Below are 19377 nucleotides of genomic sequence, written 5' to 3'. Positions count from 1 at the left end.
AAAGGATTATCCTTTTCGCCGGCAGTTTTTAATTTTTCACATATTATTCGGTTTCTCCAAACGTTTCTTGGAGAATGTAATAGGATTGTTTTAATCGTTCTTCAGACTGGGGTAATCCCCATGTTTCCCAAGAATATTGAGCAACTTTCTTAGAATCAAAAGCCTCTACAACTTCTCCGTCTTTGCTCGTTAAGTTTGCTGCAACCTCTAGACCTTTGATTGTTTGAGAAGCTTCAATGCCGTCTTTGTAAAGGTCACCCGTAAACTCTCGTTTTGCTGGGTCTTTTGCATTCAATAACATCCATGGAATACGTATTTCCATAATGCCGGTCTGTTTATCGTAATAATAATCATTCAACGAATCGTAGTCTTTGTGTTCTGGATTGGCAATGCCAAACTGGAAAATACCTGTTTCATAAGAAGAAAACGGTAGAATTTCTCCGGTGTCGGGACGCATAAATTCTTTATTCAGAGCCAATCGAACGGGATGAAACGTCGATTCAATGTTTTCTTCTGCTGGAATCATTTTCAAACGTTCATGATAATCATAGTAAAAACTATCATAATCGCCCGCTACTTGAAGTTGTGCTTGTTCTAGATTTTCAATCTGTAACTGAAAGTCAGCCAGAAATTCAGTTTCTTCTAAAGCATCGACGGCAATGCCTTTGTTAGTCCGAATACTAAAATAAAGATTAAAGTCTTTTTCAGTCCACCAATTTTCATTGGCAGGATCGAATTGGGCTTTGATGTAGACATATCGCTCATCTGAATCCATCGTAACGCTATTAAGTGCGCCAGATTCTTTTTCGTAAAGTGTTTTACCCTCTTTCCAATCGTCTACGCCATCGACTTTCACTTTGTGACGATCGAAACTCAAGAGTCCAAATTGTTGTTCATTTGTTTGAGCATTAGACCAAAATGGTCGTTCGTTTGGATTGTCGTAGTCCATTGTATTCCATGTCCGTTTAAACCACTCGTCTTGCCATGTAAAGACCATTCCACCTAGCATGCCTTCTTCAAGAATGTCCTCATACATGTGACTGACGATTTCACCTTGTTCTTTTTCAGAGATAAACCCTTGGTTCCAACCAAATGGATTTTCATGAGTCATCCCACGTGAGGCAGGGACTCCAAACTCGGCAATGAGAACCGGCATGTCGTGCGAGTCATTTAAATCTTTCAAATAGCCGGCGTAGTTATTGAATTCTCCACGGTGATCAACGTACTCTGTATAGCGCTCTTCTAAATTTAAGAAATCAGGATAATACGGATAGACGTGATACGAAGCAAACATGCCTACGGTATCGGCAATATCTTTTGTTTTAATATGATTTGGATCTACAGTAGCCATGTCTTCTTGATCGCTTGGCTCTGCAGGTTGATCGATATTATCGGTTGTTACCCAGTTAGTAAAGCTTAAAGGACGCATACTTTTGTACGTATCAAGTTCATAAGAAGTGAGAAGGTCTAATTGCTGTGCTAACCAATTTTCCATTGGATTGGCATTTTCTGTGTAAACATACTGGCCTTTGTACTCACCAAGGTCGGGATAGTCCTGCACCATTTGATCGACCATGATCGGGTACCATTCGATACCAACCATCCAACCGATCACATAAGGGGAGATGTCTGTTTTATAATTGCCATATGCATGTCCAGGTTGTTGTTCTACGATGGCATCCCCGTGGACAACATCTACTATTTTTTTGACTTCAGCTTGAAAGCGCTCGGTAATTTCGGGATCAAAGGCATCTAAAGACTCCACTAAAGGCTCTTCATCAATCCAAACACCGTGATACAAGTAAAGCGGTTCTTTAGCGGTAGCGTTATATGCTGCAAAGGCTTCATAAAAAGCAGGAGGGTGAAGTGTGTACACACGTACTGCATTCGCATTCATTTCACCAATTGCTTTGAACCAGCGGTCATATTCCGCACGTGTAATAGCGGCTTCACCAGGGAAGGTTCCAGGTTTGGCCATTCCCATATTAACTCCTTTAATAGTAAGGGGTTGCCATTTGCCGTCTTCGTAAACTTCAAATGTTTGATCGTTTATACGAGAAGGATATGAAATGCCATTTTCGACAGCTTGCGTTTTTTGTGTTTTTTCTGTAGGAGATTCTTTATCTTTTGCGTTTGCCAAGATGGATTCCATCATTGGGATATACGTTTTCCAGTAAAAACTCTTTTCAGCGTCTAGCGACTCTGTAGACAGGAAAGAACGCAGTTTTGAGAAACCTGCAAAACGGTAAAAATTCGGAATCTCATTGATATCAACAAAATCCCCAGCAAAATAGTAAAGGTCGGCACCGTATTTGGATTGATGGAATACTGCCGGGAAATTTTGGGGAATTCCCGCTTTTTCCAACTTCTCTTTACCTGAATCCTGCAAGTCCCACTGGTAATCTGCAAGAACTTCAGTTTCGGGAGAAGCCAAGTTAATGTCAAACCAATAATCGAAAGAAGGGCTGTCTGTCAAATCAAATTGAGCAGTGCCTTGTTCAGTAAATGCTAGGTGAAGACCATCGCTGCCAATTTCATCGGCTTCTTCAGAAAGAACGACAATTTCACCTGAGTCGTCGTTAACTAATACAAAGCCAGCGCCTTGAAACTGCCATTGCCCCTCATTTTTTTCGTAATTGGTAACAATCCATTGGGGGACAGCATCAGTAGAAGTTTGAAGCTTTTCAAAATAGCGACCACTCCACCCACTCCATTCAAGACCTAAAAATTTGTTCATATCTTTAGACACTTCTGCAGAAGTCGGAGAAGCGAACGTGTTGAACTCCATGACTAAGTCTGTACCTTCAGTTTGAACTTGCTGTTTAATGGCTTGCCACTCATCCATTTGAAGTCCGCCTGTGACTATAGATGAACTACCTAATGTATTTTCTTTAGTTTGCCAAGGGAGATCTTCTTCGTAAACTCCATAAGAATCAGCCAAATAAATAAGGTCAGTGCCTGAATAGTCTGTAGGTAAATCCCGAATGGTATAGCTTTGATCCAATTCATCGGGAACAAAACCATAATAGTCGACGGCTTCTTTATATGTTTCTCCTGATTCAGAAACATATCGCTGATGATTTAAGAGCCACATTAAGCCTTTGTGTTCCCTATAACTTTCAGTTGGAACAGTTTTATCGATAATTGCTATATGAACTATTTTTTCTTCTTTTAAAAACCAAAGTAGGATAGGGAGAGAAAGTAGTAGTACCACTCCGCCAAAAAACAAAAACATTTTTTTCATAGGAACCGCTCATTTCTAATTTTAAAATATAACTCACAAGCCATTATAGCTTAAAAGACATTATTAATAGAAAGAAATTACCTTTTTTCTCAAAATAAAAAGACTCGACTGTGTCGAGTCTCTTCTTATTAGATTATAAATTTATACGTGGCTTTCTTCTTGGTAAACCGGAACCCATCCTTCAGTTGTAACGAAAATACGAATGGCCACGACTTTCCGATCTTCAGCAAGTGTAAAGTAATGTGTGATGTTTTCAGGAACCGAAATGAGGTCGCCTGGTGTCAAATGAACTTCAAAGAACTTCTCATCTTTTCCTTGAATAATGAAAACCCCATGTCCACTGACGATGTAACGTACTTCATCATCAGTATGAATATGTTTGCGTTGGAAGTTTTTTAACAGCTCATCTAATTTAGGGTTAGAGTCTGATAAAGAAATGATATCCGCTGCCTGATAGCCTCGACGTTCTGAAATATCACTGATTTCTGTTTGAAATGCTTGAAGAATTTCATCTTTTTCGGTATCCGTCAAATCGAATTTTTCGCGTAAATGGGCTGGTAATTTATCGATATCCCAATGCTCGTAAACAACCTCTTGTTGTTCCAAAAATGCAGCGACTTCGTTTTGCGCTTCAATCGTTTTTTCTGTTCCTTGAATTTTAATGATAGCCATGTTAATCTCCCTTTCTTACTTTAATTGTAGTTGTAAAGCCAATTGGTATTGAAACAAAAATTCACAAGCTTCAAGTAGCTTTTTCGCTTCAAAGCTATTTTTCCCCCAAACAGTAATCCCATGGTTACGGATTAGAACAGCTCCTTTATCTGCAGAAATAGTGGATTCAAACTCACGGGTGAGTGTGGGAATATCTGCGTGATTTGCAATAATAGGAATTGTTAGGACCGCGTCTTCTTCCCATAATCCAAAAGCTTTAATCAGTTCCTGTCCTTGAAAGTCGATTTTTCCAGCGTCCCCATATAATTCTGAAATGACATTATTGGCAACTGTATGGACGTGAAGGCTGCAACCGGCATTGGTTTTTTTATAAATTGCACAATGCAATAAAGTTTCAGCAGAGGGTGTTAAAAATCTTTCGATAATAGGTTGTCCATTTCCATCCACTAGTAGAAAGTCTTCATCTGTCCGTTTTTTCTTATCTTTGCCACTGGCAGTGACTAAGAATTCGAGTGGTTCATCAGCGACTTTAATAGCAAGATTTCCACTCGTCCCCATAAACCAATCACGAACTGCTAGTTCATCTTTAACGTCCGCCAGTTCAAGCCATTTTTCATTCACTGCAATCATGACTTCACTCCTATATATTTATCCACTATAGCGATCACTTCGTGGAAAGTTTCGAATGGTTGATAAGCGATTTTAGCTTCTTTGCATTTTTCGGCCAGTAAATCTCTAGCGATGACAAAATCAGCTTCTTTAGCAGCTTCCCAGTCGCTAATCGAATCTCCAATAACGATGCTGTTAGTACCTTCGTCTAAAAGTTCACGAATGATAGACGGTTTACAGCATCCACACCCTTGACTTGTACAAATGTCATCACAGCCATGCGGAAACTCGATATTGATCAGCTCTTTTGAAAAATCTGCGCTGTTGCAATAGATGCCGTCATAGGGACCAAAAGGGTTAAGAAGAGGATACACAAAAAAATCAATACCACCGCTGACAATGTATAAAGAAAGTTCGTGATTTTTTACATAGGCTACAAAATCACGAAAGCCTTCACGTATTTCCGCTTGCTCAAGAACATATGAAATAATGTCATCTTTTTCTGCGACGGGAAGCAGTGAAAACATTTTCGCTACACCTTCACGTATGGTTATAGATTGATCGAGAATTTGGTTTTTAATAGGTTCCCAACCAGGCGGATCGAATTTTTTCATGATGGCAATGATGTTATCGTTGGCTGTGATCGTGCCATCAAAATCACAAAAAATAATTGGTTTGTTCAATTTTTTGACCCCCATAACTCAAGTGCTGTTTGTAGCTGTTCGTGCTGTTTACTGGCGTTTTGTAAGGTTTCCCCTTGTAGTACGGCATCAATCGCTTGTCTAAAAGCTTGTCCGCCTCCAACCGCTCCAGCTGGATGTCCGTGAACACCACCACCGGCATTAATCACACTATCGATGCCATAGTCAGCCATTAGCAATGGGACAAGTCCTGGGTGAATACCAGCTGATGGAACTGGAAAACTACGTTTTAAGGAGTTTTCCTTAGTCAATTCTTCACCGAGCGAAAGGGCAGAAGCTTTTTCCAATGCGACACTCCCGTAAGGAGATGGGAAAAGTGAGAAATCTGCACCAGCGTAACGGGTCAGTTTGCCAAGTGCGAGTGATGTGGCAAGCCCATAAAAAGAAGAGGAAGTAAAAGCACCGCTGAATGCGGGATGTGCCATCAGCGGCAAAGCAATATCTTCGTCTTCAACGAGCTCTTGCATTACATCCAAGCCGTATGCGTGAACATTGAACAATAGTGCATCAGCACCCAGTTCGCGCGCTTTTTTAGCTTTTCCTCTCAGCTCAGAGGTTCTTCCAGAAAGGTTTACTGCATAAAGTGTACGGTGACCCGTTTCCTCAAAAACTTGTTGCAACACTTCTTTGCCTGTAGTAATTCTCTTTTCAAATGGTGTCAGAGGGTTATCAAATAGAATTTCATCATCTTTAACGAGATCTACGCCGCCTAATGCTTGATGGCGCAATTGAGTAGACAAGTACTCTAAGTCACGCCCGATGACGCCTTTGAATATGCTCATGAGAAGCGGTCGGTCAGTGACCCCAAGTGTATGGCGGATTTCTTCAATACCAAAGCGAGGTCCTGGAAAATGCTTTAACAAGTCATCGCTGAATTCCAGATCCAATAGCTTTACTTCACCATCCAAAGATAATTTTCCGAAAACGGTTGTTAAGATGGCCGGAAGGTCCGCTGAGAAATTTGCTGATGGATAAGCAATTGCAACTTCAGCTTTTATCAAACCTGGTTTTAAGGGATGAGGATTTTCTTCATATTCTTTTATGGAAACAACATTTCCTTTATGATGTTTTAATTGCTCTTGTTCAAGAAGGGGCAGGTTGGTCCAAGATCCAATTGTCAGTCCTAACGCAATGCCTTCAGCTTTTTGCTCAAAGGAACCTGATTTTCCATATAATTGGTAAGTAGCAGTTAAAGTGCTCATTGAATTCACGCTCCTATGTAATGTTAAAAAATAAAAAACCTCTTCAAATAAGAAGAGGTTAAGGGCTTTAACAACTTCTTATTTCTCAGTCATTGTTTCTGACTGCAAGAATTAGCACCGTGTCCATTACTGGACCGGTTGCCGGGTATCATAGGGCTTGTCCCTCCACCTGCTCTAAATAAGAAAGAATATGAAATTGGATAGGTTATTTTTGAAGAGTAATTTAAGTAACTTTAAGTTTTGCTAGTTCGTAAACGCGCTCAGTTTGTTTGAACCTACGTCTAGAAGTAATTTTGATTATTTCACGTGCATAAGAGTCTGTCAACTCTATTGTTGTAAAATTTTTTTTATTGAAAAAATAGGATTGACAGTTAATTCTGAAACATGATAGGATTCTTTTCAGAACTTAATAGCATGAAAAGTAGTACTCTTATCAAGAGCTGGCAGAGGGATTTTGGCCCGATGACGCCCAGCAACCGACCGTAATACCGTTGTGAGACGGGGCGCTTTTGCGCCAGGATGAAATTCCTGTAAGGCACGGTGCTAATTCCATCAGAAATGTAATTTCTGAAAGATAAGAGGCGTAGAATCTCTCTTATTCTGGCCTCTTTCTTTTAGAAAGAGGCTTTTTATATTGCGTAGAAAAGGGAGAGAAAAAAATGACGCTTACTATTCCAACCACTTATAAAGGATTAACTGAAGTGACGGCAATTGCTTTAGCAAAAGCTGTCTATACTTTTGAGCCTACAGCCGAGTTGAGCTGCCGAGAAATTGGTGACGGCAATTTGAATTATGTTTTTCAAATCGAAGATTCGAAAACAGGCAACCGTGTAATTATTAAGCAAGCACTGCCATATGCCAAAATCATTGGGGAAAGTTGGCCGCTCACTTTAAAGCGTGCAACGATTGAAGCCAATGTTCTTAGAAAGCACGGTGAGTTTGTGCCATCTTTGGTGCCGGTCGTTTATGCGGCGGATGAAACATTAGCGATTACAGTGATGGAAGATTTGTCTCATCTTGTCATTGCAAGAGAAGGGTTGATTAACGGACAAAATTTCCCTAGACTGTCGCAGGATATTGGAGAATACTTGGCGCAGACTTTGTTCCATACATCAGATTATGGTCTTCATCCTTTTGAAAAAAAACGTCTTGTTGCCGAGTTCACTAATCCAGAGCTTTGTAAGATCACAGAAGATCTTATTTTCACGGATCCATTTTTTGACCTTGAAACCAATAATTACGAACCACAGCTTCAATCAACTGCAGAAGCAATTTGGAAAGACCAAAAATTACAACTAGAAGTAGCTAAATTGAAAAAGAGCTTTTTAACTGAATCAGAAGCCTTGTTGCACGGGGATCTTCACACAGGCAGTATTTTTGCTAGTACAACTGAAACCAAAGTTATCGATCCAGAGTTTGGTTTTTATGGTCCAATTGGATTCGATGTTGGCTTATTCCTAGGTAATTTGATTTTCCAATGGATTACGCGAGAAGGGATTGAGCGTCAGGTGATTGCCTCACACATTGAGAAAACGTGGGACGTTTTTGCTTTTTCGTTTAGTGAACTATGGAAAAGGGAGAGCGTTGAATCGTTTAGAGACACTCAAGGTTATTTAGAATTTGTTCTGGATAAAGTGTTAACAGATGCGGCAGGTTTTGCGGGCTGTGAATTGATTCGCCGAACAATTGGTTTAGCTCACGTTAAAGATTTGGACAGTATAGCAGAGACAGAAAAAAGAATTAACAGTAAAGAACAAGCGCTATATACAGGGCGAGCATTGATCCTGCAGCGTCAACAAATTGACTCAATCACTGATTTTCTAAAGATTTTACAGGAGGTGTACAAATGAGCATTCCTTTATCTATCAAATGGAATGGTCAGCAACTGACTATTCTAGACCAACAAAAACTACCACACCTTATCGAATACGTAACACTTGAAACTATAGAAGATGTTTACGAAGCCATCTTTTCATTAAAAGTTCGAGGTGCTCCAGCCATTGGCATCACAGCCGCCTATGGATTGGCTCTTGGAGCTCAGCGGCATGAAACGGTTTCACTGGGAGCTTTTCAGCAATACATAAAAAAAGATGTATCTTACTTAAACGCTTCAAGACCAACAGCCGTTAACCTAGCTTGGGCGCTGAATCGTCTCCAGGATAAAGTTAGTGAAGCAACTAATGTCGAGCAGGCAAAGCAACTATTGTTAGCAGAGGCCATTAAGATTCACGAAGAAGACGAAGCTTCTTGTCGGCGTATCGGTGAGCATGCGTTGACGTTGTTAGAAGGGCGCACAAAAGTCATGACGATTTGTAATGCTGGTTCCATCGCGACTGCAAAATATGGCACAGCCCTAGCACCGTTTCATCTGGGCAGTGAACGCGGCCGTCATTTTGATGTCTATGCTTGCGAAACTCGTCCAGTTTATCAAGGTGCGCGTTTAACGGTATGGGAACTGCAACAATCAAACGTTGATGTGACCTTAATCACTGACAGCATGGCGGCACATACGATTAAAGCAAAAGGCATCGAAGCTATTATTGTCGGTGCAGACCGCATTGCCGCTAATGGGGACACTGCAAACAAAATTGGTACTTTTAATTTGGCTTTATTGGCCAAAGCTTTTAATATTCCTTTTTATGTTGCGGCGCCAGTTTCGACATTCGATTTGGAGATTGAAGACGGGACGGCAATTCCGATTGAAGAGCGCAACCCGGAGGAAATTACTCATATGAATGGACGGCCGATTGCGCCACTTGGCACAAAAGTATTTAATCCCGCATTTGATGTGACACCGTCGCAGCTGATTACCGCAATTATTACCGAAAAAGGCATTATTACCGCCGACTACCAAAAAAATATCTCTAGGTTGCTTGCCGCATCTATAAGAAAAGGAGAAAAAATATGAAAAAACAATCGTTCTGGCTACTTGTCACTTTATTATTAATCGGTATTGTATTGGGTGCTTGTCAACCTAAAGGAGAGGTTACAGAAGAAAAAACTTCTTCAGAAACAGAAGCAAAAACCTCAGCTCATCCGCTTGCAGGTAAAGAAATTGCTTTAATCATGCAGATCAACCTCGGTACTTTTTCTGCACAATACATAGCAGGTGTTGAAGAGCAAATTGAAAATTTCGGAGGCAAAGTGACGGTTTTCACTTCTGAAGGAGATTTGGCGAAAATGGCTTCTAACTTAGATGCTGCGATTAACCAAGGCGTCGATGGTATTTTAATTGATCACGGCACAAAAGAAGCGTTAAACCAAGGGGTGGAAAAAGCGCTAGAAAAAGGGATTTCAGTTGTGGCATTTGATGCAGGAATTGATATGGACGGCGTCGTTTCTTTGGAACAAGGCGATCAACAAATGGCACAGATGACTTTGGAAAAATTAGCACAAGACAATGAGGGCAAAGCCAATATCGTCAAAATTTGGACTGCTGGTTTTGCACCGATGGAAAGACGTCAAATAGCATATGAAAAATTCTTGGCAGATAACCCAAATATCCAAGAAGTCACAGCGTTTGGATCTGCAACTAGCAATACGGCATTGGATACACAGTCACAAATGGAAGCTATATTGAAGCAATATCCAAATGAAGGAGAAATTACAGCAGTATGGGCTTCATGGGACGAATTTGCTAAAGGCGCTGTTCGTGCTATCGAACAGGCTGGTCGGACAGATATTAAAGTTTATGGAATCGATATGAGTGATGAGGATCTTCAGTTAATGCAAAAAGAAAACAGCCCTTGGCTAGCTTCTGCAGCGGTTGACCCAACAGATATTGGGTGCATTCAAGTGCGCTATTTATACCAATTGCTAAATGGAGAACAACCGGAAGAAAAAGTAATTCTAGAACCTATATTTATTGAGGCACAGAATTTACCGGAAGAAGCGGTGACAACCGATAAACTGAGCGACTATATAGAAGGTTGGGGGTCAAGTGAGCAAGGTTATACAGATGACTTGCGTGAATTGGAAGGGCAATAACTTTTATCAAATTGAGCTGTCCTGAAAAGTAGGACAGCTTTTTTACCAGGAAGGAGCATTGTTATGGCGGAACCTTTACTTTCGATGTCGGCTATTGGAAAAAAATTCGGTACAGTGACAGCGTTGCAAAATGCCAAGTTCCATTTAAAAAAAGGTGAAGTTCATGCCATTCTAGGCGTCAATGGTGCGGGGAAAAGCACGTTAATTAAAATCCTGTCCGGGGTCTATCAACAAGATAACGGAACTATCTATTTGGATGGCTCTCTTATCCAACTGACCACGCCAAAGTCAGCTAAAGAGAATGGGATTTATTGTGTTTATCAGGAAGTGGATACTGCAATTGTGGCAGATCTAACAGTGGCAGAAAATATCTTACTTGATACATTTGCGAATAAGGGTAAGTTATTTATCTCAAAACACAAACTCAACGACAAAGCTCGAATGATTTTGCATGAATTGCAAGTAGACCATTTGAATGTTCAGCAAAAAGCAGTGCATCTAACATTAGCAGAAAAACAGTTGGTGTTAATTGCAAGAGCATTGGTCCACTCAGCAAAAATCATCATCTTTGATGAACCTACAGCTCCTCTATCCATTCATGAATCGGAAAAATTGTATGCCGTTATTTCGAAACTAAAACGAAAAGGCGTTGGATGTATCTTTATTTCGCATCGGTTGCCAGAAGTGTTTGCAATTAGTGACCGGATTACGGTAATGCGTGAAGGGACCTGGGTTGAAACTTATAATACGAGCGATGCGGATCAAAGTCAGGTGATAGAAGCAATGCTCGGGGAGGCACTGAGCCATGAATTAGAACCAAACACACACTTTCAAGGAGCGCATTATTTGCAAGTAGAAAATTTGTCGGATGGACATAAACTTAAAAACTTGTCGCTGACGGTTTCATCAGGCGAAGTGGTTGGTGTCGTCGGTCTCGTCGGTGCCGGAAAAACGGAACTTGCGAAAGCTATATTTGGAGCAACTCCTCTCACATCAGGAACGATAAAGCTTGAAGGCAAGGTGACCAAAATTAAGCATCCGGCTGACGCCATCAAAGCAGGAATGGCATTGATTCCCGAAGAGCGGAGAAAAGAAGGGTTATTTGTTCAGGAATCATTAGAGGTTAATGCGACATTTCCCAACTTGAAAAAATTCTCTAAAGGTTTGTTCATAAATCGAAAAGCCGAAAAAAGGTATGCCAGTGAGATAATTGAACGTTTGCGCGTTAAAACTAGTAGTACTGAAACTGCGCTTCTCCACTTAAGTGGAGGAAACCAACAGAAAATAGCAATCGGAAAATGGATTTCGCTCGATTCTGCTTTGTACCTGTTTGATGAACCGACTAAAGGTGTGGATATTGGAGCAAAAGTGGACATTTTTAAATTGATTCGTCAATTGACGGAAAAAGGCAAAGGGTGTTTGTATTTTTCTAGTGAAATTCATGAAGTTCTCGGAATTTCCGATCGCATTCTCATCATGCACAACGGTCAAATCGTGAAGGAATTGTCACGGCAAGAAGCGACCCAAGAAAGGATTTTGTTGTATGCAAGTGGTGGAAAAGAACAATTTTGAGAAAAACAAGAGCTCAGTGAAAGACAATGCGACACAGTTTCTGTTTAAATATGGCGCAATTGCTTTGCTGGTGTTTATCATTTTTTATTTTAGTACAATCAGTGATGCTTTTTTCACATATGCTAATTTCACAGACATTTTACGCTCGATTTCCATTGTGACGTTATTAGCTTTAGGCGTGACGTTTACGCTTGTAGTAGGTGGCTTTGATCTGTCAGTGGGTTCGACAATGTCATTTTCGACCGTCGTTTCTGCATCATTAATGGTGTGGTACGACATGCCGTTATGGCTTGTTCTTATTCTGCCATTACTAATTGGAGTTTTAGTTGGTGCCTTCAACAGTTTTCTCATTGTGATCATTGGCATTCCAGACTTGCTCGCAACTTTAAGCGTGATGTATATCGTAGCTGGTTTGCACCGAACTTATACGGAAGGCTATTCAATCTATAATAATATGCCTCTAACTTCAGGTGGCACCGCACCTGGTCAATTATCGGACGCCTTTCTTTGGATAGGACAAGGACAATTAATGGGTCTGCCGGTTCCTGTTTGGATCATGCTAGTAATGGTTATAGCTTCTTACATCGTACTGAAACACACGCGCTGGGGAAGAGTTCTTTATATGACGGGAGGAAATGCTGAAGCTGCCACATTGTCAGGAGTTAACGTTAAAAAAGTGAAATTTACAGCTTATGTGGTATCTGGTGTCTTTGCATCAATGGCCGGTATCCTCTTTACGGCACGCGTCGGTTCGGGACAAATTGATGCAGGAGCTCCCTTAATGATGGAGGCGGTTGCGGCTGTCTTCGTGGGATATTCAGTTTTAGGAGTAGGTAAGCCAAATGCTTTAGGTACATTTTTTGGCGCAGCAATTATTGGGATTTTGTTAAACGGACTGACGATACAGAATCTTCCCTATTATGCCTTCGATATTATTAAAGGAAGTGTATTAGTCGCTGCTTTAGCAGTTACTTATATTTATGCTAAAAAGAAACTCAACAGAACATAATTTCTGCAAAAAAAGGCTCCTTATATAGGAACCTCAGCTTGTAGACGAAAGAATTATTATGTTAGTTAACGAATGAATATTCATCTTATCCTATATACTGGATCCTTCGCTCCATGCGGACGCTTTCCGCGGACGAAGCGCTGAGCCCATAGCTGTCAACTTAAGAAATGACGTTGAGTATTTCCATTAAATTTGTACGACATCGGGGTTTGAATTCGGGAAATATCGGAAATGGAGATAACTAAGAACGCCAACTAGCCCCCCTTTTTGGGGAGGCTGTGGTTGGATGATTCTAGATGAATTGAAGGCGTTTCAAGGCTGTTCCTTTAGCGGAATTCGGCTTCCGTGCAGTCCTGCTGAATAAGTGGGAAATCAAGGGAACAAAAGCCAGAAGCGTCTTCTTTTTTTGTTTGACGGCTTCATACATTTGCGCCAAAAACTCACAGGCGATACTTCGAATCGCGATGGTTTCGCTAATTTCTTTCTCCTCGACTCCCCAAATCGCATTCCGAATTTGATACGCAATCAATTGGCTTAACAGGAAGACCAGTAATGTGGCATAGATATGGCAGAGCCAACGCTCTTGTTTGACCAATCGGAAATGATCGATTTCCAAATAGGATTTCAACGCCTTAAAATTCAATTCAATTTGCCAACGCATGCGATACAATTCAACAAGGTGCGAACCTGAAACAGGTTCGGGTAAGTTGGTCATATAGCCGGTTATTCCAGCTAAATCACGAACCAGCTGCTTGGGTTTCTTCCCACTTTTGGATGCCCGGCGCTGAATTTTTTGCAGTCGTTGTTGGCGTTGTTCTTCGCTTCGGGCAAATAGCACACATCGTGCTGAAAAATGCGCATCTCGACCAAAGTAAACTTGTTCCAGTTCCAAGATTTCTCCCGGTGCCATGTTCTCACAAAGGCGCTCGAGTTCAATGCGCTGATACTCGCTACTTTTCACCACAGATCCATCCGGATGATAGGCAGGGAACGGGTTTTGATAGGCTAAATAAGCGTCATTCCGAAACTTGGTGAGAAAGTAGTTGTGGTTTTCATCAATCTGCTCGAATGAGTGGAAATGAAAATAGCCGAGGTCTTGCAAGCACAATTCTTGCTCGTCCAGAAACGGCACCCGTTTCCCACCCATAATGGTGTCGTTGACGTTGCCAAAATCGACACGCAAAAAGGTCAGCCGTCCCGTTAACACATCAAATTCATGTTGGATTTTCACCGAGCTTTGGCGTGTTTTTTTCGCGCGCGCTTTCAACGAATTAGGCACCTCGAGGTGCGTGGCATCTAAAATGCGCAAGCTAGTAAAGGGCCAATCCACTGCCACTGGGTGTTTCACTAGTTCAAGAGATTGTTGAATCTGGAATAACTCTTCGACCAACCGGTGAAGAAAATGGACAGCTTGCTTAGTGAATTTCTTATCGACTGCGGTACGACTGATGTCGATTTCCTGATCAGCCAGAAGCTTGGTACTGAGTTCTTGCAAGCTAGGATCGATGAAATTTCCATGGGCCTGAAAAAGCAACGACAGAAAATCGCTGGCAGTTAGTTTTCTTTTTCGTTGAATAAATCCCGTTTCTTTGGCTAGGGCGTCGACCTTCTCTGGTGCCAGGAATGCAAATAGCGGATCGAGGTAGTTAAGTGTAGCTGGAGCTGTCATAAAAAAAACTCCTCTCGTTGATGGATAGTCTTCCATACCATCTTTTGAGAGAAGTTAGTCCTTTTTCTTAAGTTGACAGCTATGGAAGCGCTGAGCCTCCTCGTCGCAAGCTCCTGCGGGGTCTCATCACTCCGTTTTTCCGCAGGAGTCGCCGCATTGCGCTTCGGATCCTTGTGTGATTAATCATTAATCCTCTTGAAAATAAATTCGCTGGTTACTCTCTCTAATTAGAGCTATATGCTAACAACCGTTCTGGCCACGAAGACTCCTATGGGACAGCGAAAGCTGAAGACCCCGCAGGAACGCAAGTGACGAGGAGGCTGAAGCTGAGCCCATGGAAAGCGCAGTGGCTGGAACGGTTGTGGTTATAAACAACTATACATTTTCAATAGACTTTGTCTATAGTCTGAAGGCTCCTTATATAGGAGCCTTTTTAATATCGACTTATTTATCCGGTGCATAACTAGCAATCAAAACACCTGAATCGGTTGAACGAATATTTTGTAGGTTGAACATTTTCTGATCGGCATTTTCCTTGAATAGCCGTTTTCCTTCTCCTAATACGAGTGGGAATGTCATTAAATGAAGTTCATCAATCAAATCATGTCTTAGCAAGGTTTCGATAAGTTCAGCACTTCCATAGACCAATAATCGTTGACCGGTTTTTTTTAGTTTAGCCACTTCTTGGGCTACGTTGCTCGTGATTAGACGTGCGTTCCATTCTGTACGCTTTAAGCTTGTCGAAACAACATACTTTGGTAATTTATTGATGCGTTCAGCAAAGCCTTCTTCATCTTCAGCAGAAGGCCAAGCTGCGGCAAATCCTTCGTAAGTTACGCGTCCAAGCAACAAGGCATCACTGCTAAACAGCAAATCCAATTGAAATTTAGCAATTTCATCATCCCAGTAAGGTGCTGTCCAAGATGGTTCTTCCATAACCCCATCAAGTGTCAAATACATAGCCACAATAATTTTTCCCATACTCATTCTCCTTTGTGAATGAATTAATAGCGGGCGGTTCTTGAAGCATGATAGTTAGGTTGTCTATAGCTTTAATTCGATTTCAATTAGAAAACTCCTTTAAAGTTCTGATGGAAATTATCAGCGGGTTAAATAATAAAGAAGAATAAATTGACTTTTTTTATAAAAAAATAACAGTTTTTAGTATTTATCAAGTAAACTAAAACTACTGTATAAATAGGAGTGATAAATAATGCAATGTAATAGCTGCACAGTTGCAGCCATCAAATTTGAAATTAAGCTAGAAGGACAAACGAATCTTTCAGCGCTGCCAATGGTCATAGAACACTTGAAAAGAAGAGAAATTGATGTTGTTTTAAAAGGCAACAAGCTCCAAATAGATGAAAAAGGTGCAAGAGAATTCCTCGATTTTTGCAATGATTTACTAGTGATGGAGGCTGCTACTTTTCGTATTAACCAGGAAGCTTGGCAGCCATTACAAGAGATGTCAAAAGTTTTCGCTATGGAATGGATCGATGCTGTCATTAAAGATGAGCGGATTATTTGTCACTACCAACCAATTGTAGATGGCGATGAAAATATTTATGCGTATGAAATGTTAGCGCGTTTCCAAAACGAAGACGGCTCGATGATTTATCCGAACGAAATTTTTCCTGCGGCAAAAACACGTGGCCGTTTATATGCACTCGACCGGGTTTGCAGGATGACTGCGGTGAAATATGCAGCCGCATTAAATGGAACAAAAGCATTTATCAACTTTATCCCGACATCGATTTATTCGCCCGAATTTTGTTTGCGGTCGACCATCGAGTTGTCCGAGAAATTGGGAGTAAATCCAAATTCGTTAGTGTTTGAAGTAGTGGAAACTGAAAAAGTAGACGACATCAATCACTTAAAGAAAATTCTCAGTTATTATCGATCGAGAGGCTTTGACTATGCATTAGACGATGTTGGCGAAGGGTATAGCACGATTGAATTATTGGCTGATTTGCAGCCTAAGTATATGAAACTGGATATGCAATTTGTTCAAGGCGTTGCAACGGATACAAAAAAACAAGAAATCGCCAAAAAATTTCTAGAAAAAGCTCAAGAAATTGGTTCGATTCCATTAGCAGAAGGTATAGAAACACGTCAAGATTTTGATTGGCTAAAGCAGCTCGGTTATCAATTATTCCAAGGGTATTATTTTGGGAAACCATCAGCAACGCCTGTAGCAGTAGTTCAAACCCTAACAACTAGTTGAGTTGTTAGGGTTTTTTATCCAAGCGGATTAAAAATAAAGAATTCTAAGTATTACTTGAATTGGCGTCATGTTGAGTTTAATCAGGAGAGTAATTGTGCAAATGCAAAACAAAAATAAACAGCCAGGATCTTCATAGGCGAAGAGTCCTGGCTGTTTATTTTCTTAACAACAAATAGATGAAGTAAGGCGCACCGATTAACGCGGCCATAATGCCTGCTGGGATACCTGAAGGCTCGAGTAAGTTTCGTCCGATTGTGTCTGCTAGTAACAGTAGCCAACCGCCTATCAAAATCGCAAGTGGTAAAAACAATTGATGTCGCGGTCCAACGATGGCTTTGGCAATATGCGGGGCCATTAGCCCGATAAACGCGATTCCACCAGTAACAGAAACCGCAGAAGCGGCTAAAGCGACAGCAGCCAGTAGCAACACAAGTCGTTCTTTTTCAATAGAAACACCAATCCCGACAGCGACAGGATCGCTCAGCCCGAGAACGTTCATACGGTTTGCTTTATATAACGTAAACGGGATCAATATCAATAACCACGGAAGGATGGCAATGATAAATGGCCAATCCGCTCCCCAAATGCTACCTGCTAACCAATTGGCGATAAAATCAACTTTTTCTGGTTCAGCAGAAGAAATGAGCACAATCATAACGCCAGAAAGTGCCATCGAAAAGCCAATTCCGACGAGAACTAAACGAACAGGTTGTAGCCCTGTGCTTCGAGAATAAGAAAAAGCATAGATCAATATAGCCGTTAAAAGTGCACCACCAAAAGCGACAAGCGGCAATAAGTAAGCAAACGCACCAACTTCAACTGGAATAAACAAGAAGAACACCGCAATGGCGACACCAGCTCCGGAATTGATCCCGATGATTCCAGGGTCTGCCAAGTCGTTACGTGTCACACTTTGTAAAATAGCGCCAGACAAAGCGAGTGCCATTCCGGCTAGTAAGGTAATTAAAATTCGCGGCAAGCGAATTGAAAACAAAATAAATTCTTCTTTAAATGTTCCTTGTCCCAAAATAGCAGGCATTAACCGGTCATAAGAAATAGGTGAGTAACCTAAGCCCATACTGACCATGGTTGTTAGTAAAATCAGTGTCAGCAAACCATAATACGAAATTCGTTGCTTTTTGCGTAAACTAGGATGAATCATGCGAATGCTTTGCCTCCTTTACGAACGATGATTAGAAAGAACGGCAAACCAAGAATTGCAATGATTGCGGCGACTGGAGTTTCAAAAGGCGCGTTGATTGTCCGGCCAATTAAATCGGCGAGCAACATAAAAATCGCTCCAGCTACGGCAGACATCGGAATGATAAAGCGGTAATCGGTGCCAACAATTGTCCGAACCACATGAGGGATCATCAACCCAATAAATGCCATATTGCCAGCTAGTGCCACAGCAGCACCTGCAAGAAGAGTAATGACGATAAAAAGAATTGCTTTAATTTGCGCCGTTTTTTGTCCTAAGCCAATGGCAGCTTCTTCACTTAAACTTAAAATGGTCAATTGCCGGGCTAACACGATGGCCACGAATAACGACACGGCGATAAAAGGAACCACTACTTGTAGTTGTCCCCAAGAAGTGCCGATCAATCCACCCGCGGTCCATTGTGAAACGTTTTTTGAGATATTAAAGTAAAGACCAATACCTTCAGCAATCGCTGTTAAAAATGCCGATATCGCAGCCCCTGCGAGAACAATTCGAAACGGTGAAAATCCACCTTTTTTAGCTGCGCCAATCCCAAACACTAACGCAGCACCCACCGCGGCACCGATAAAACAAGCGATCATAATACCGAAATAATTCGCCGCCGGAACAAATGCTAAAGTAAACGCAAGCGCGGCATTAGCCCCAGCTGTTAAACCGAGAAGACCCGGGTCAGCCAGTGGATTGCGCGTCATGCCTTGCATCATCGCACCGGATACAGCAAGTGCAGCACCTACAAAAATGGCCGCGACTTCACGCGGGAGTCGAATTTCGCGAATCACACCAATAGAATCGCTAGAAGAAGTTGAAAACAAAGCGAGGCCGACTTCTTTTAAACTAATATCCGCCGCACCGAAAATTAAAGAAACCATTAAGGTCAGTGCGAGTAAGACAAAACTCAAAGTTAATTTAATTGGAAAGGGAATTTTAGGTGTCATTAGTCATCATCTTTTCCTAAGAATAAAAGAGAGATTCTTTAACAGAATCCCTCTTAGTTTGTAGACAAAAGAATACTTACTCATTTTTGTATGCATGTGGGATTCTCCACACCTAGTGGACGCTTTCCGCGGACTCCGCGCTGAGCCTCCTCGTCGCAAGCTCCTGCGGGGTCTCATCACTTCGTTTTTCCGCTGGAGTCGCCACTAGGTGCTCCGAATCCTAGAGTGAGTAGGGAAAAAGCTTGTAACACGTTATTTATACGGTAAAGCGCACTATAGAATATCACTTTGTTTGTAGCAAGAAGCCTTCAACTGGGCTGGTTCACGAAGA

General features: G+C 41.4%; 15 protein-coding genes and 2 riboswitches. Of the genes, 6 read left to right on the top strand and 9 right to left on the bottom strand.

Annotated elements, in window-relative coordinates; all coding sequences use genetic code 11:
- Positions 1-43: 43 nt before the first annotated feature.
- From BCM40_RS15695 to mtnW, 5 genes are all read right to left on the bottom strand, one after another.
- The gene (locus tag BCM40_RS15695; protein ID WP_065525040.1) at positions 44-3244 is read right to left on the bottom strand and encodes a hypothetical protein; all 3201 of its coding nucleotides are present in this window, start codon (positions 3242-3244) and stop codon (positions 44-46) included.
- Positions 3245-3385: 141 nt separating this feature from the next.
- On the bottom strand, positions 3386-3916 hold the full coding sequence (locus BCM40_RS15690) for a 1,2-dihydroxy-3-keto-5-methylthiopentene dioxygenase (protein ID WP_065525041.1): 531 nt from the start codon (positions 3914-3916) through the stop codon (positions 3386-3388).
- A 15-nt stretch (positions 3917-3931) separates the two neighbouring features.
- On the bottom strand, positions 3932-4546 hold the full coding sequence (locus tag BCM40_RS15685) for a methylthioribulose 1-phosphate dehydratase (RefSeq protein ID WP_065525042.1): 615 nt from the start codon (positions 4544-4546) through the stop codon (positions 3932-3934).
- The gene (locus tag BCM40_RS15680; protein ID WP_065525043.1) at positions 4543-5208 is read right to left on the bottom strand and encodes a 2-hydroxy-3-keto-5-methylthiopentenyl-1-phosphate phosphatase; all 666 of its coding nucleotides are present in this window, start codon (positions 5206-5208) and stop codon (positions 4543-4545) included. Before BCM40_RS15680 ends, BCM40_RS15685 begins: the two co-directional genes overlap by 4 nt.
- Positions 5205-6428, bottom strand: a complete 1224-nt coding sequence (mtnW, locus tag BCM40_RS15675; protein WP_065525044.1) for a 2,3-diketo-5-methylthiopentyl-1-phosphate enolase — start codon at positions 6426-6428, stop codon at positions 5205-5207. The genes BCM40_RS15680 and mtnW overlap by 4 nt, the downstream gene beginning before the upstream one ends.
- 75 nt (positions 6429-6503) lie before the next feature.
- A riboswitch (SAM riboswitch) is annotated at positions 6504-6613 on the bottom strand.
- 242 nt (positions 6614-6855) lie between these two features.
- A riboswitch (SAM riboswitch) is annotated at positions 6856-7009 on the top strand.
- A 78-nt stretch (positions 7010-7087) separates the two neighbouring features.
- On the opposite strand from mtnW, the gene mtnK reads away from it, so the two are divergent.
- From mtnK to BCM40_RS15650, 5 genes are all read left to right on the top strand, one after another.
- The gene (gene mtnK, locus BCM40_RS15670; protein WP_065525045.1) at positions 7088-8278 is read left to right on the top strand and encodes an S-methyl-5-thioribose kinase; all 1191 of its coding nucleotides are present in this window, start codon (positions 7088-7090) and stop codon (positions 8276-8278) included.
- Positions 8275-9336: an S-methyl-5-thioribose-1-phosphate isomerase gene (gene mtnA / locus BCM40_RS15665; RefSeq protein ID WP_065525046.1), complete on the top strand. Its 1062-nt coding sequence runs from the start codon at positions 8275-8277 to the stop codon at positions 9334-9336. The genes mtnK and mtnA overlap by 4 nt, the downstream gene beginning before the upstream one ends.
- A complete protein-coding gene (locus BCM40_RS15660; protein WP_065525047.1) occupies positions 9333-10415 on the top strand; it encodes a sugar ABC transporter substrate-binding protein in 1083 nt (360 codons plus the stop codon). The genes mtnA and BCM40_RS15660 overlap by 4 nt, the downstream gene beginning before the upstream one ends.
- Positions 10416-10478: 63 nt before the next feature.
- Positions 10479-11987, top strand: coding sequence for a sugar ABC transporter ATP-binding protein (locus tag BCM40_RS15655; RefSeq protein ID WP_065525048.1), 1509 nt, complete (start codon positions 10479-10481; stop codon positions 11985-11987).
- Positions 11959-12996 (top strand): ABC transporter permease, encoded by a 1038-nt coding sequence (locus BCM40_RS15650; protein ID WP_065525049.1) that lies wholly within the window; start codon positions 11959-11961, stop codon positions 12994-12996. Before BCM40_RS15655 ends, BCM40_RS15650 begins: the two co-directional genes overlap by 29 nt.
- Positions 12997-13288: 292 nt before the next feature.
- On the opposite strand, the gene BCM40_RS15645 is transcribed toward BCM40_RS15650, so the two are convergent.
- Together BCM40_RS15645 and BCM40_RS15640 are read right to left on the bottom strand one after the other, a co-directional pair.
- The gene (locus BCM40_RS15645; RefSeq protein WP_065525050.1) at positions 13289-14665 is read right to left on the bottom strand and encodes an IS4 family transposase; all 1377 of its coding nucleotides are present in this window, start codon (positions 14663-14665) and stop codon (positions 13289-13291) included.
- A gap of 444 nt (positions 14666-15109) precedes the next feature.
- Positions 15110-15646 carry a dihydrofolate reductase family protein gene (locus BCM40_RS15640; protein ID WP_065525051.1) on the bottom strand — a complete coding sequence of 179 codons (537 nt, stop codon included), beginning with the start codon at positions 15644-15646 and terminating at the stop codon, positions 15110-15112.
- 232 nt (positions 15647-15878) lie between these two features.
- Between BCM40_RS15640 and BCM40_RS15635 the strand changes: the two genes are divergently transcribed.
- A complete protein-coding gene (locus tag BCM40_RS15635) occupies positions 15879-16889 on the top strand; it encodes an EAL domain-containing protein (protein WP_065525052.1) in 1011 nt (336 codons plus the stop codon).
- 154 nt (positions 16890-17043) lie between these two features.
- On the opposite strand, the gene BCM40_RS15630 is transcribed toward BCM40_RS15635, so the two are convergent.
- Positions 17044-18051, bottom strand: a complete 1008-nt coding sequence (locus BCM40_RS15630; protein ID WP_065525053.1) for a FecCD family ABC transporter permease — start codon at positions 18049-18051, stop codon at positions 17044-17046.
- Positions 18048-19046 (bottom strand): FecCD family ABC transporter permease, encoded by a 999-nt coding sequence (locus tag BCM40_RS15625; protein WP_065525054.1) that lies wholly within the window; start codon positions 19044-19046, stop codon positions 18048-18050. The genes BCM40_RS15630 and BCM40_RS15625 overlap by 4 nt, the downstream gene beginning before the upstream one ends.
- Between the last annotated feature and the right edge of the window lie 331 nt (positions 19047-19377).

This window comes from Planococcus donghaensis (assembly GCF_001687665.2).
Taxonomy (GTDB): Bacteria; Bacillota; Bacilli; order Bacillales_A; family Planococcaceae; genus Planococcus; species Planococcus donghaensis.
This window is presented reverse-complemented; position numbering and strand designations above follow the sequence as displayed.

What these genes read in the sequence shown, in the direction of transcription:
- BCM40_RS15645 (WP_065525050.1), bottom strand. Translation starts at nt 14,665, where the DNA reads ATGACAGCTCCAGCTACACTTAACTACCTCGATCCGCTATTTGCATTC.
- BCM40_RS15630 (WP_065525053.1), bottom strand. Translation starts at nt 18,051, where the DNA reads ATGATTCATCCTAGTTTACGCAAAAAGCAACGAATTTCGTATTATGGT.
- BCM40_RS15695 (WP_065525040.1), bottom strand. Translation starts at nt 3,244, where the DNA reads ATGAAAAAAATGTTTTTGTTTTTTGGCGGAGTGGTACTACTACTTTCT.
- BCM40_RS15685 (WP_065525042.1), bottom strand. Translation starts at nt 4,546, where the DNA reads ATGATTGCAGTGAATGAAAAATGGCTTGAACTGGCGGACGTTAAAGAT.
- BCM40_RS15655 (WP_065525048.1), top strand. Translation starts at nt 10,479, where the DNA reads ATGGCGGAACCTTTACTTTCGATGTCGGCTATTGGAAAAAAATTCGGT.
- BCM40_RS15640 (WP_065525051.1), bottom strand. Translation starts at nt 15,646, where the DNA reads ATGGGAAAAATTATTGTGGCTATGTATTTGACACTTGATGGGGTTATG.
- mtnA (WP_065525046.1), top strand. Translation starts at nt 8,275, where the DNA reads ATGAGCATTCCTTTATCTATCAAATGGAATGGTCAGCAACTGACTATT.
- BCM40_RS15660 (WP_065525047.1), top strand. Translation starts at nt 9,333, where the DNA reads ATGAAAAAACAATCGTTCTGGCTACTTGTCACTTTATTATTAATCGGT.
- BCM40_RS15635 (WP_065525052.1), top strand. Translation starts at nt 15,879, where the DNA reads ATGCAATGTAATAGCTGCACAGTTGCAGCCATCAAATTTGAAATTAAG.
- mtnK (WP_065525045.1), top strand. Translation starts at nt 7,088, where the DNA reads ATGACGCTTACTATTCCAACCACTTATAAAGGATTAACTGAAGTGACG.
- BCM40_RS15625 (WP_065525054.1), bottom strand. Translation starts at nt 19,046, where the DNA reads ATGACACCTAAAATTCCCTTTCCAATTAAATTAACTTTGAGTTTTGTC.
- BCM40_RS15690 (WP_065525041.1), bottom strand. Translation starts at nt 3,916, where the DNA reads ATGGCTATCATTAAAATTCAAGGAACAGAAAAAACGATTGAAGCGCAA.
- mtnW (WP_065525044.1), bottom strand. Translation starts at nt 6,428, where the DNA reads ATGAGCACTTTAACTGCTACTTACCAATTATATGGAAAATCAGGTTCC.
- BCM40_RS15650 (WP_065525049.1), top strand. Translation starts at nt 11,959, where the DNA reads ATGCAAGTGGTGGAAAAGAACAATTTTGAGAAAAACAAGAGCTCAGTG.